The 12332-nt window shown below is 74.7% G+C and carries 11 protein-coding genes; 2 read left to right on the forward strand and 9 right to left on the reverse strand.

Annotation, left to right across the window (positions count from 1 at the left end; all coding sequences use genetic code 11):
- Positions 1 to 93: 93 nt before the first annotated feature.
- On the reverse strand, positions 94 to 1683 hold the full coding sequence (locus ABZW30_RS24000; RefSeq protein ID WP_355673224.1) for a DUF885 domain-containing protein: 1590 nt from the start codon (positions 1681 to 1683) through the stop codon (positions 94 to 96).
- A gap of 147 nt (positions 1684 to 1830) precedes the next feature.
- Here ABZW30_RS24000 and ABZW30_RS24005 point away from each other — a divergent pair, with 147 nt between their 5' ends.
- Positions 1831 to 2145 carry a hypothetical protein gene (locus ABZW30_RS24005; protein WP_355673225.1) on the forward strand — a complete coding sequence of 105 codons (315 nt, stop codon included), beginning with the start codon at positions 1831 to 1833 and terminating at the stop codon, positions 2143 to 2145.
- A gap of 157 nt (positions 2146 to 2302) precedes the next feature.
- Positions 2303 to 3967, forward strand: a complete 1665-nt coding sequence (locus ABZW30_RS24010) for a serine/threonine-protein kinase (protein ID WP_355673226.1) — start codon at positions 2303 to 2305, stop codon at positions 3965 to 3967.
- A gap of 7 nt (positions 3968 to 3974) precedes the next feature.
- Here ABZW30_RS24010 and ABZW30_RS24015 read toward each other — a convergent pair whose 3' ends face one another.
- From ABZW30_RS24015 to ABZW30_RS24050, 8 genes are all read right to left on the reverse strand, one after another.
- Entirely contained in the window at positions 3975 to 5399 is a 1425-nt protein-coding gene (locus ABZW30_RS24015; protein ID WP_355673227.1) for an NAD(P)/FAD-dependent oxidoreductase, read from the reverse strand.
- 209 nt (positions 5400 to 5608) lie between these two features.
- Complete coding sequence (gene hypE, locus ABZW30_RS24020; protein ID WP_355673228.1) at positions 5609 to 6694, reverse strand: hydrogenase expression/formation protein HypE; 1086 nt, start codon at positions 6692 to 6694, stop codon at positions 5609 to 5611.
- Positions 6687 to 7811 (reverse strand): hydrogenase formation protein HypD, encoded by a 1125-nt coding sequence (hypD, locus tag ABZW30_RS24025; RefSeq protein WP_355673229.1) that lies wholly within the window; start codon positions 7809 to 7811, stop codon positions 6687 to 6689. The genes hypE and hypD overlap by 8 nt, the downstream gene beginning before the upstream one ends.
- On the reverse strand, positions 7808 to 8128 hold the full coding sequence (locus tag ABZW30_RS24030; protein ID WP_355673230.1) for a HypC/HybG/HupF family hydrogenase formation chaperone: 321 nt from the start codon (positions 8126 to 8128) through the stop codon (positions 7808 to 7810). Before ABZW30_RS24030 ends, hypD begins: the two co-directional genes overlap by 4 nt.
- Before the next feature lie 6 nt (positions 8129 to 8134).
- Positions 8135 to 10453: a carbamoyltransferase HypF gene (hypF, locus tag ABZW30_RS24035; protein WP_355673231.1), complete on the reverse strand. Its 2319-nt coding sequence runs from the start codon at positions 10451 to 10453 to the stop codon at positions 8135 to 8137.
- Positions 10450 to 11178, reverse strand: coding sequence for a hydrogenase nickel incorporation protein HypB (gene hypB, locus ABZW30_RS24040; RefSeq protein ID WP_355673232.1), 729 nt, complete (start codon positions 11176 to 11178; stop codon positions 10450 to 10452). The genes hypF and hypB overlap by 4 nt, the downstream gene beginning before the upstream one ends.
- Before the next feature lie 64 nt (positions 11179 to 11242).
- On the reverse strand, positions 11243 to 11590 hold the full coding sequence (hypA, locus tag ABZW30_RS24045) for a hydrogenase maturation nickel metallochaperone HypA (RefSeq protein ID WP_355673233.1): 348 nt from the start codon (positions 11588 to 11590) through the stop codon (positions 11243 to 11245).
- Positions 11591 to 11804: 214 nt separating this feature from the next.
- Complete coding sequence (locus ABZW30_RS24050) at positions 11805 to 12311, reverse strand: hydrogenase maturation protease (protein WP_355673234.1); 507 nt, start codon at positions 12309 to 12311, stop codon at positions 11805 to 11807.
- Positions 12312 to 12332 lie beyond the last annotated feature (21 nt).

The raw sequence follows: 12332 nt of genomic DNA on the forward strand, positions 1-12332 counted from the left end.
GTACAGCTCGCGGTAGCTGTGCACCAGCATCTCGGCGGCGAGCTTGGTGGCTACGTACAGGTGCCCGCTGTGTTCCAGCTCGATCGGCACGTGTTATCGGCGCCGGGCCGCCTCGCGCCCCTCCAACCAGACCCGCTCGCCCAGCTTGTAGCCGATGGCCTGCCCCGGCCAGCCGAGGTAGCGGTCGATCTCGCTGCTGCGGCGCGGAATGTCGCTGCCGTGGTAGGCGGCCATGAACTGGGTGGCGAGGGCCGGGGTCCAGCGTTCGCCGGGGCAGAAGCCCGAGTCGGCGGGGATGGCCAGTTCCAGGTGCATGCCGATGTCGACGATCACCCGGATGATCCGGAGCATCTGCTTGTCCAGGTACCCCAGGCGCCGGGCGGGATCGGCCAGGAAGCCCAGCTCGTCCATGAGGCGCTCGGCGTACAGGGCCCAGCCCTCCTTGTTCGCACTGACCGCGCCGAGGGTGATCTGGTAGTCGCTCAGCCGGTCGGCGGAGGCAGTCCACCGGGCCGTCTGCAGATGGTGGCCGGGGACGCCCTCGTGGTACCAGGTGCTGACGAGCTGCCAGGTCGGGAAGGAGCGTCGGCCCAGGGTCGGCAGGTAGGTGCGGCCGGGACGGCTGAAGTCGAGGCTGGGACCGTTGTAGTAGGGCGCGCCCGAGCTTCCCGGCGGCGCGATCCTGGTCTCCACCCGGCGCAGCGGGCCGGCGATGTCGAAGTGGCTGCCGTCCAGGGCGTCGATCGCCTCGTCCATGACCTGCTGGAGCCAGGCCCGGATGTTCTCCTCGCCCTCGATCGCGTGGCCGTCGGTGTTGAGGTGGTCCATGGTGGCCCGGGCCCCGGCACCGGGGAGGACGCGGTCGGCCTCGGCCGCCATCTCGTCGACCGTCCGGTGGAACTCCTCCCAGGCCCAGGCGTACGCCTCGGCCGGATCGATGTCGGCGCCGTTGGCCCAGCGGGCGGAACGCAGGTAGCGCTCACGGCCGACGGCGTCCGGGGTGCCGTCGGCGGCGGGCAGATAGCTGTCGCACAGCCAGTCCCGGAAGGCCGCCACCGCGGCGGTCGCGCGCTCGGCGGCGGTGTCCAGCTCGGGCCGCAGCCGGGCGGGACCGGCCGCCGTGAAGCCGGTGAACCAGCTCGCGCCGCCGTTCCGGCCGGTCCAGGCGTCGAGCTGGGCGATGACCGCCCGGGCCTGCCTGGGCGCGCACAGCAGCCCGCGGCGGACGCCCTCGGCCAAGGTCGCCCGGTAGCCGTCCAGCGCGCCGGGCACGTTGCGCAGCCGCCCGGCGACGGCCGCCCAGTTCTCCTCCGTGTCGGTGGGCATCATGATGAAGACGCCCCGCACCTGGTTCAGCGGCGAGTTGACGGTGCGCAGCTGACGGAACCGGTCCCCGGCCTCGTGCACGGCGAGCTCCGCGGTCAGCCGCTCCCGCAGCAGCCGGGCGCAGTCCCGTTCCGCGGCGTCCTCGGGGATCCCGGTGCTCCGCTCGGCGGCGTCGACCGCGACCAGGGTCTTGCGGGCCAGCTCGGCGAGCGCCTCGAAGCCTTCCGGCGACAGATCCGGCTGCCGGTCGTCCTCGGGGTGCAGGCCGAGTCTGGTCGATGTCGGCGGATCGAGCACCGCGAGCTGCGCGACGTGGTCATCGGCGATCCTACGGAAAATCCTCGGCGTCTCGGGCATGCTCCCCATGCTGGCGCCCCGGCCGAGGCCCTGTCAGCAAGCAGGGGCCTGAACAAGACAGCGGAACCGTCCGAGGCGGGTCGCTCGTCGGAGCGTGCGTACGCCCGTCGGCCCCGAGGCCGTGCGGGACAGCGGAACCGGGGGGCCGTGGAGGTGCTGATCCTGCTCGTACTCTTCGCCGCGGGCGCCGGCCTGGTCCTGATCGGCGTCCACAAGCTGCACACCGCGGTGCCGACCTGCTACGGCCGGCCCATGTCGCCCGGGGACGTCTGCCACCCCCGCGCCGCCCACGCCTACGGCGAGGGCATGCCCGAGCCCCACGACTCCACCTACCAGGAGCAGGTGGACAGCCTCACCAGCGGGGGCTGGACCGCCGTCGTGATCGGCGTGGTCCTGCTGGCGCTGGCCTTCGTGATCGGCGTCGCCTGGGCCGCCTCCGCCGTCCGCGAGGGCCGGGAGTGAACAGGCCCGCACGCCGAGAGTGAACAGGACCGCGCGCCGGAGTGAACCGACGGGTGCGCCGGGAGCGGATCGGCCGGTGTACGACCGGCCGGGGGCCCGTTTCGGTGGAGCCCTCTCGGGTCCGGAACTGTCCCCGGGATCTCCTACGATGACCGCCATGAACACAGCTGGGGCGGAGCGACGCCTCGTCGACGGGCGCTTCGAACTGCTTCAGCAGCTCGGTGGCGGCGGCATGGGCCTGGTCTGGCGGGCCCGGGACAACGCACTGCACCGCGAAGTGGTGCTCAAGGAGGTCCGCCCGGCGGACCCGGCGATGGCCGCGGCCGACCCGGAAGGGGTACGGGAGCTGCGCGAGCGGGTGCTGCGCGAGGCCCGGGCGCTCGCCCGGATCCAGCACCCCAACGTCGTGGTCATCCACCACATCGTCGACAGCCCGGACCACCCCCACCCCTGGCTGGTGATGGAGCTGGTCAGCGGCGGCAGCCTCGCCGACCGGCTGGCCGACGGCCCGCTCGGCGTGGCGGAGACCGCCCGGATCGGGCGCGGCGTGCTGTCCGCGCTGCGCGCCGCCCACGCCGTCGGCATCCAGCACCGGGACGTCAAGCCCGGCAACGTCCTGCTGCGCCCCGACGGCACCCCGGTGCTCGCGGACTTCGGCATCGCGGCCGTCCAGGACGCCACCGCCCTGACCGCGACCGGCGCGCTGATAGGCTCGCCCGAGTACATCGCACCGGAACGGATCCGCGGTCAGGAGGGCAATCCCTCCTCCGACCTGTGGTCGCTCGGCATGCTGCTCTACGTCGCCGTCGAGGGCCACCACCCGTTGCGCCGGGCGACCACCCTGGCCACCCTCGCCGCCGTCCTCGACGAGCCGCTGCCGCCGCCGAGCCGGGCCGGGCGGCTCGGGCCGCTGCTGGTCGCCCTGCTCGGCAAGGACCCGGCGCTGCGCCCCGACGCCGAGCAGCTCGACCGGGCGCTGGAGCAGGCCGAGTACGAGCCCGAGACCTTCCCGCTCGCGCCGGCCGCGCCGACTGCCCACCCGGCCCGGCCGGTTCCGCACGACCGCATACCCACCGGCTTCCCGGCACCCCCGACGACGGGCGCCTCTCCTGCCGCGTCGACGTCCCGCCGGGGCCGCGTCACGGTCGCCGCGGTAGCGGCCGGCGCCGTGGTGCTCGCCGGCGCCGGAGCGCTCTACCTGAACCGGTCCGGCGCCGACGCGGATGCCGGCGCGGCCAAGGCCCCGACCGCCACGACCGGTGCCACGAGCACCGTGTCCGACGACCCGCCGCCCACGACCGCACCGTCCTCCGCCGCCTCGCCGGCCGCCGTGCCCGGCTCGGCCGCCGCCGTACCGCCGTCGGCGACCTCGTCCGCCGACGCGGACCTGCTGAACCCGGACGGCGTGCGCCGCACCGTCACGGCCCTGCAGCCCTACCTGTCCGACCACAAGGTCTTCGAGCTGACCGTCTACCCGGAGTACGCCATCGCCGAGGTCCCCACCTCGGCCGGCCCCAACCTCTACGACCGGATCACGATCCGCGACGGCAAGATCACCCGTGAGCCGGGCGGGGAGCTGATCGGCGACGAGAAGCCCGTCGACCTGCAGCAGTACAGCTGGGACGTCATACCCGGCCTGCTCCAGCGCGCCCAGGCCACCCTGAACGTCCCCCAGCCGACCACGCGCTACCTGCTCATCAATTCCGACATGTTCGACGGCACCCCCACCATCAAGGTCTACCTCGCCGACGACTACGGCACCGGCTACCTGGAGACGGACCCGAAGGGCACCACCAAGCGCACCAACCCGCGCGGCTCCTGAGCCGCGCTCAAAGCGTCGCGACGCCCACGTGCCGGAGCGCGGAACGCGCGGCCCCGACCCCGCACAGCCCGTGCACGCCTGCCCCGGGCGGGGTGGCCGCGGAGCAGAGGTAGACGCCGGGGATGCCGGTGGCGTACGGGTCGAGCGCGGCGCGCGGGCGCAGCAGGGTCTGCAGCGCGGTGTTGGCACCCGTGGAGATGTCCCCGCCGACGTAGTTGGCGTTCTCGCGCGCCAGCCGGCCCGTCGACGTGACGGCCGTGGCGAGCACCCGGTCGCGGAAGCCGGGCGCGAACCGCTCGATCTGGGCGAGGATCGCCTCCGTGGCGTCCCCCTCGTAGCCGTGCGGCACGTGGGCGTAGGCGTACACCGGGTGCACGTCACCGCGCGAGCGGCCGGGATCGGCGAGGTACTGCTGCGCCACCAGCGTGAAGGGCCGCGCGGGCATGCGCCCGAGGGCCGTCTCGCGTTCGGCGTGGGCGATCTCCTCCAGGGTGCCGCCGACGTGGACGGTGCCGGCCCGGCGGCAGCCCTCGTGGCGCCACGGGACACCGTCCTGGACGGCGAAGTCCGTCCGGAACGCCGCCGGACCGTGCCGCCAACGGCGGTACGCGCGGCGCACCCGCGCGGGCAGTTCGCCGCCGCAGAGGTCCGCCGCCGCGCCGGGCGCGAGGTCCAGCAGGACGATCGGGCACGGCCGCAGCTCGGCCAGCGAGCGCACCGGCCGCCCGGTCTCGATGCGTCCGCCGAGTTCGACCAGCCGAGCCGCCAGGGCGCCGCTGATCCGGCCGGAACCGCCCCGGGCGACCGGCCAGCCGCGGTGGTGCGCCGCGGCGAGCAGCATCAGGCCGACGGCCGAGGTCAGCGGCCGCTCCAGCGGCTGGAAGGCGTGCGCGGCCGCGCCGGCGAACAGGGCCCGGGCCCGGTCGGTGCGCCAGCTGCGGGCGAGCAGGGTGGCCGGCTGAAAGGCCTTCAGGCCGAAGCCCGCGAGGGTCACCGGGTGCCGGGGCAGCCGCAGGAGCGGGCGCAGGGCGTCCTCGGCGAGGGCGTCGAAGTCCGCGCTCAGCCCGCCGAACACCCGCTCCCAGGTGGCCGCGTCGGGCCCCAGCGCGCGGGCGCTCTCCCGCACCGAGCGCACCGCCACGGCCGCGTCCCCGCCGTCCAGCGGGTGCGCCAGGTCCACCTCCGGCCAGACCCACTCCAGTCCGTGCCGGGCGAGGTCGGGAGAGCGCAGCAGGGCGGCGGCCACGCCGAAGGGGTGCACCGCCGAGCAGTGGTCGTGCAGCAGGCCCGGCAGGGTGGCCTCGCCGCTGCGGGCGCCGCCGCCGATCTCCTCGGCAGCCTCCAGCACCGTGACGGCGAGGCCGTGCCCGGCGAGCGTGACCGCCGCGGCCAGCCCGTTGGGCCCGGAGCCGACGACGACGGCCTCGCTCATGCGCCCACCTCGCTACGCTCGGCGGTCGCTTCGCGAAACGCGCACCTTTCGACGATGAGCTCGCTCCGCTCACTCATGCGCCCACCCCGCCACGCTCGGCGGTCGCTTCGCGAAACGCGCACCTTTCGACGATGAGCTCGCTCCGCTCACTCATGCGCCCACCCCCCGGCCAGTGTGACCGGGCGGGGCCGACCCCGCCCGAAACAACATCAGCAGATCCGCGGCAACTGCTCGCCCATCGGCAGGTCGACCACCCGGGTGCCGCCGAAGCCGGTGCGGGCGACGACCATCCCGGGGTGGTCGGCGACGCACTCGCCGATCACCACCGCCTCCGTGCCGAGCGGGTGGGCGCGCATGGCGGCGAGGACGGCGTCCGCCTCGCCGGGCGGGACGAAGGCGACGAGCTTGCCCTCGTTGGCGATGTACATCGGGTCCAGGCCCAGTACGGCGCAGGCGTTGGCCACCGGATCCGGGACGGGCACGGCGCGTTCGCTTAAGCCCACACCCACCCCGGCCGCCGCCGCGATCTCGTTGAGCGCCGCCGCCAGGCCGCCCCGGGTGGGGTCGCGCAGCACGTGCAGGTCGGGGGTGGCGGCGAGCATCGCCTCGACCAGGCCGCCGAGCGCCGCGCTGTCGCTGCGTACCTCGACCCCGAACTCCAGGCCCTCCCGTACGCTCATGATCGCCACCCCGTGCAGCCCGATCGGCCCGCTGACGATCACCACGTCGCCGGGGACGGCCCGCTGCGGCCGGATGTCGACCCCGGCCGGAACGAGCCCGATGCCGGCGGTGTTCAGGTAGACGCCGTCCCCGTGCCCGGCCTCCACCACCTTGGTGTCCCCGGTGGCCACCTCGACCCCGGCGGTGCGGGCGGCGGTGCCGAGCGCCCGGGCGACCCGGTCCACCACGGCCATCTCCACCCCCTCCTCCAGAATGAAGCCGCAGGACAGGTAGGCCGCCCGGGCCCCGCTCATGGCGAGGTCGTTGACCGTGCCGTTGACGGCGAGGTCGCCGATGCAGCCGCCGGGGAAGAACAGCGGCCGCACCACGTAGGAGTCGGTGGAGAAGGCGAGCCGGGCGCCGCCCAGTTCCAGGACGGCGGAGTCGCCGAGCCCCGCCAGCGCCCGGCCGCCGAACGCGGGCGCGAAGAGGTTCTGCACCAACTCGGCGGACATCGCCCCGCCGCCGCCGTGCCCCATCACCACCCGGGGGTGGTCGCGCAGCGGCAGCGGGCAGCTCCAGCCGGAGAAGTCGGGCGCGGCCGACGGTTGCGCCAGCATCTCGGTGTCAGCCAACGGGACTCGCCTCCTGAGGCGTGATCGGCGTGCTCAGCCGCCGGTAGAGGTAGTACGCGGCGCAGGCCCCCTCGCTGGAGACCATGGTGGCGCCGAGCGGGGTGCGCGGGGTGCAGACGGTGCCGAAGGCCTCGCACTGGTGGGGTTTCAGCAGCCCCTGCAGCACCTCGCCGGCGCGGCACTCGGCCGGTTCCCTGGTGGCGATGCCCGCGACGTCGAAGCGGTGCTCGGCGTCGTGGTCCCGGTAGCGGGGCGAGAGCCGCCAGCCGCTCCGCGGGATGACACCGATGCCGCGCCAGGGGCGGTCGGCCACCTCGAAGACGTCCGCCAGCATGGCGCGGGCCGCCGGGTTGCCCTCGGGCCGGACGGCGCGCGGGTAGGCGTTGTCGACGGTGTGCTCGCCGCGTTCCAGTTGCCGTACGGTCCGTCGGATGCCCTCCAGGATGTCCAGCGGCTCGAAGCCGGTGACGACGATCGGCACCCGGTGGCGCTCCGCGAGCGCCGGGTACTCGGCGGTGCCCATCACGCTGCACACGTGCCCGGCGGCGAGGAAGCCCTGGACCCGGCAGTCCGGCGAGTCCATGATCGCGTCGATGGCGGGTGGCACCCGCACGTGCGAGACCAGCATGCTGAAGTTGCGCAGGCCCTGCTTGCCGGCCAGGTGGACGGCCATGGCGTTCGGCGGGGCGGTGGTCTCGAAGCCGATGCCGAAGAAGACGACCTCCCGGTCCGGGTTCTCCCGGGCGATCCGCAGGGCGTCGAGCGGCGAGTACACCACCCGGACGTCGCCGCCCTCACCGCGGACACGGAACAGGTCCCGGTCGGTGCCGGGCACCCGCAGCATGTCCCCGAAGGAGCAGAAGATCACCTCCGGCCGGGCGGCGATCGCCAGCGCGCGGTCGATCACCTCCAGCGGGGTGACGCACACCGGGCAACCCGGCCCGTGGATCAACTCAACCTCCTCCGGCAGGAGTTGGTCGATGGCGTGCCGGATGATGCTGTGCGTCTGGCCGCCGCACACCTCCATCAGCGCCCACGGCCGGGTGACCGTCGCCCTGATGTCGGCGAGCAGCCCCTCGGCCAGCTCGGGGTTGCGGAACTCCTCCAGGTACTTCACCGTCCGACCTCCTCAGCCCCTCGCTCCGCACCGGCCGCACCGGCCGCACCGGCCGCCCGCGCCGCCTCCCACGGGTCACCGAACTCCTCCTGCAGCAGCCCGAGTTCCTCGAACAGCTCCAGGGTCCGCCGGGCCGACTCCTCGTCCAGGCGCTGGAGCGCGAAGCCCACGTGGACGATCGCGTAGTCCCCCACCTGAAGGTCGGGCAGGTACTCCAGGCACACGTCCTTGACCACCCCGCCGAAGTCCATGACCGCCATCCGGGTCCCGTCACGCTCCCCGATCTCCGTCACCCTGCCGGGCACCGCCAGGCACATCCGCTCTCACTCCTCCCGGGTGGCCGACGACCGGGCGGCCACCATCAGCTGGCCGAGCGCCAGCCCTCCGTCGTTGGGCGGCACCCGGCGGTGCCGCAGTACGGTGAAGCCGTCCTCCCCGAGGCCGCGCGCGCAGGCCGAGGAGAGCAGCGCGTTGGCGAAGACGCCACCGCCGAGCGCCACCGTGGTGGTGCCGTAGCGGTCCCGGGCGGCCGCGCAGATCCGCCGGACCAGGTCGGCCACCGCGCTGTGGAAGCGCGCTGCGACCAGCCCCGCGGAAGCACCCGCGATCACGTCCGCCACCACTCCGGCCAGCACCGGCCCGGGGTCGGCGATCCAGCCGTCCTCCCGGGGCAGCAGTCCGAACCCGTAGCCCGCCGCCGGGCCGAACTCAGCGGCCGCCGCCTCCAGTTCGATCGCCGCCTGGGCCTCGTAGCCGGCCCGGTGGCAGACCCCGGCGAGCGAGGACACCGCGTCGAACAGCCGGCCCATGCTGGAGGTCGGCACGCAATTCAGCCCGCGCGCCAACTGCCGCTCCAGCAAGCGGAGTTCCTCGTCCGGGCAGGCTTGAACCGGCGGCAGCCCGGGTGCCCAGGGCAGCCCGGCCGTCCGCAGGTGCGAGAGCGCCGTCCGGTACGGGCGCTCGACGGCCGCGTCCCCGCCCGGCAGCGGCATGTACCCGAGGTGGGCGAGGCGGCGGAACCCGTCGTAGTCGGCCAGCAGCACCTCGCCGCCCCAGATCGCGCCGTCCTCGCCGTAGCCGGTGCCGTCGAAGGCCACCCCGAGCACCGCCCGACCGCCGTCCAGGCCGTGTTCGGCCATCACCGCGGCGATGTGGGCGTGGTGGTGCTGCACCCGGCGCACCGGCCGGCCGGCGGCGGTCCGCTCGGCGTGCCGGACCGAGCGGTAGCCGGGGTGCCGGTCGGCGACGAGCAGGCTGGGCCGCACCCCGCTGACCATGCCGAGCTGCTCGACCGCGTGGTCGAAGGCGCGCAGCGTGGCCAGGTCGTCCATGTCGCCGATGTGCCCGGACAGCCAGGCGTAGCCGTCGCGGGCCAGCGCGAAAGTGTTCTTCAGGTCGCCGCCGACCGCCAGCACGGGCCGGACGGGCACCGGCAGCGGGAGCGGCAGCGGGGCGTATCCGCGCGAGCGGCGCAGCGGCAGCTGCTCGCCGTCGACCACCCGCACCACGGAGTCCTCGCAGGGCACGTGGATCGGCCGGTCGTGGCCGAGCCAGCCGTCGACGAGCGGGGCGAGCCTGCTCAGCGCCTCCCGGTCGTCCGTGACGATCGGCTCGCCGGAGAGGTTGGCGCTGGTCATCACCAGGAGGTCCGGCCCGGGGGCGGCGAGCAGCAGGTGGTGCAGCGGTGTGTACGGGAGCATCACGCCGAGGTCGGGGCTGCCGGGGGCGACCACGGGGAGTTCCGCGGCGAACCCACCAGGGCGCCGCAGCAGGACGATCGGCCGTGCCGGTCCGGTGAGCAGTTCCCGCTCGGCCGGGCCGACCGGCAGCAGGCCCTCGACGGTGGCGAGGTCCCGCGCCATCAGGGCGAACGGTTTGTCGCCACGCCGCTTGCGCCGGCGCAGCAGGGCGACGGCTCCGGCGTCGCGCGCGTCGCAGGCGAGGTGGTAGCCGCCGAGGCCCTTGACGGCGAGGACCGCCCCGTCGGCCAGCAGTCGGCGGGCCGCCGTCAGCGCCTCCTCCCCCGCCCGCCCAGCGGTCCCGGGGACGGTCAGCGCGAGACGCGGCCCGCAGGCGTGGCAGGCGACGGGTTGGGCGTGGAAGCGGCGGTCGGCGGGGTCGGCGTACTCCCTGGCGCAGTCCGCGCACATCGGGAAGCCGGCCATGGTGGTGTTGGCGCGGTCGTACGGCAGGCCGGTCACGATGGTGTACCGGGGGCCGCAGTTGGTGCAGCTGATGAAGGGGTGCCGGTGGCGCCGGTCGGTGGGGTCGGCGAGTTCGGCCAGGCAGTCGGCGCACACGGCGACGTCCGGCGGGATCAGGGTGGCGCGGGGGCCGTCGGCGCAGGACGGGGCGATGGTGAAGCCGGTGGCGCCGGTGGCGGCGAGCGGCGCGTGCTCCACCGAGGCGACCTGGGCGAGCGGCGGCGCGTCGCCGGCCACCCGTCGGCAGAAGGCGTCGAGGGCGTCCCGGCTGCCTTCGACCTCGGCCAGGACGCCCTCGCCGGTGTTGGTGACGCTGCCGGCCAGCCCGAGTTCGCCGGCCAGGGTGAACACGAACGGCCGGAAGCCGACCCCCTGGACGAGTCCGCGGACGGCGACCCGCCGCCGTTCGCGGTCGAGTTCCGGGTGACCGTCCGTCACCTGGGCGCCTGTTCCGTGTGGTGGTGCCCCCCGTGGGGGTGGGCCGCCATCACCGGCCGGTGCACACCGGCGCCGTCCAGCACGGACAGGGCCCGCTCCAGCAGCGCCCCGACGCCGTCGCCGGTGCGGGCCGAGGTGTGCACCACCTCCACCCCGGGGTTGACCCGCTGGACGTTCGCCAGGAACGCCGCCCGGTCGAACTCGGCCGCCGCGGCGAGGTCCGCCTTGGTCACCAGCACCAGGTTGGCCAGCCCGAACGCGGTCGGGTACTTGAGCGGCTTGTCCTCGCCCTCGGTCACCGAGGCCAGCACCACCCGCAGCGATTCGCCGAGGTCGTAGGAGGCCGGGCAGACCAGATTGCCGACGTTCTCCACGAACAGCAGCCGGCAGTCCTGCGGCAGCCAGCCGTCCAGGTGCCCGGCGAGCATCCGCGCCTCCAGGTGGCAGAGCCCGTCGGTGAGCACCTGCTTCACCGGCGCGCCGGAACGGGCCAGCCGCAGCGCGTCGTTCTCGGTGGCCAGGTCGGCGGTCAGCGCGGCGACCGGCACCCCTCGTCGCCGGGCCAGCCCCAACTCGGCCTCCAGCAGGGCGGTTTTGCCGCTGCCGGGACTGGACAGCAGGTTCACCGCCACCGTCCCCCGGGCGGTCAGCGCCGCCCGCAGTTCGCGGGCGGCGTCGTCGTTGCGGGCGAGGACCGCCCGGCGGAGGTCGACCGTCTGGCACATCGCGTCAGCCTTTCTGTTCGGACCGGACGTCGGGGCGCTGGGGCGTGTCCTGCGGACACGCCCTCTAGGACCACTCGACGTCCAGGATCTGGAGCTCGCGCCCGGACAGCAGCTCGACGCCGCCGCCTCCGGAGCAGTTCGGGCAGCCGAGGTCCGGCGGCATGCCGACGGCCCACTCGGCGTCGCAGGGCGCGCACCAGGCCCGCGCCGCGACGGGCTCGGTGTCCAGCACCGCACCCTCCACCAGCGTTCCGGCACAGGCCAGTTCGAAGCAGAAGTCGAGCGCCTCGGGGACGACCCCGGCCAACTCCCCCACCTGCAGCCGCACCCGCGTCACCCCGGGGGCCCCGTGCTGACGCGCGGCCTCGTCCACCTGCTCGACGACGGCGGCGGCAATCGACATCTCGTGCATCGGTCCCTTCCCACGGCGGGCGGCAACGGGCCCCATTACAGGGCGCGGTGGCGGCCACGGCTCGAAGCCGCGCCGCCACCGCGCCCGGGGCTGCACCGTTCGCAGCAATCCGGGCCTCACATCCGCGAGATCTTCAGGTACCGCTTGAGGTCCGGCAGGCTCTGCCAGACCAGCGCGCCGATCCCCGCCAGCAGGGCCGCGCAGAACAGCTTCCTCAGCATGGTGTTGTCTCCCTCTCCGGTTGCGTGGCCTCGGTCACGACCCGCAGGACCACTTGGACCGCCTCCTCGACGGCGGCGGCGACGGTCTCGCTCAGCCCGATGCCCTCCTCCAGCGACGCCGGCTCGCAGCCGACCACCAGCACCCGCCCGGGCGGCTCGCCGCCGGTCCCGGCGGCGAGCGTGGCGAGCAGCGCGAGGACGGCGTCCGGCCCCATCCGGTGGCCGTCCAGCACCGGCGCCTCCAGCGGCCCGGCGGCCGCCTCGATGAGGTAGACCGTGCCGGGCGCCCCGCCGCGGCAGGTGGCGTCCACCAGGACGGCGGTCGGGTAGCCGTCGAGCAGCCGGTACGCCAGGTCGACGCCGCGCACGCCGACGTCGACCGTCTCGACGCCGTCCGGCAGGGGGTGGGCGGAGAGCCGTCGGACGGTCTCGACCCCGAACCCGTCGTCGCCGAGGAAGACGTTGCCCACTCCGGCGACCAGCACCTTCCCACTCCTCATGCGCCCTCGCACCTCTCGATG

Origin of the sequence: Kitasatospora sp. NPDC004669, assembly GCF_040609455.1 — a bacterium.
Classification (GTDB): domain Bacteria; phylum Actinomycetota; class Actinomycetes; order Streptomycetales; family Streptomycetaceae; genus Kitasatospora.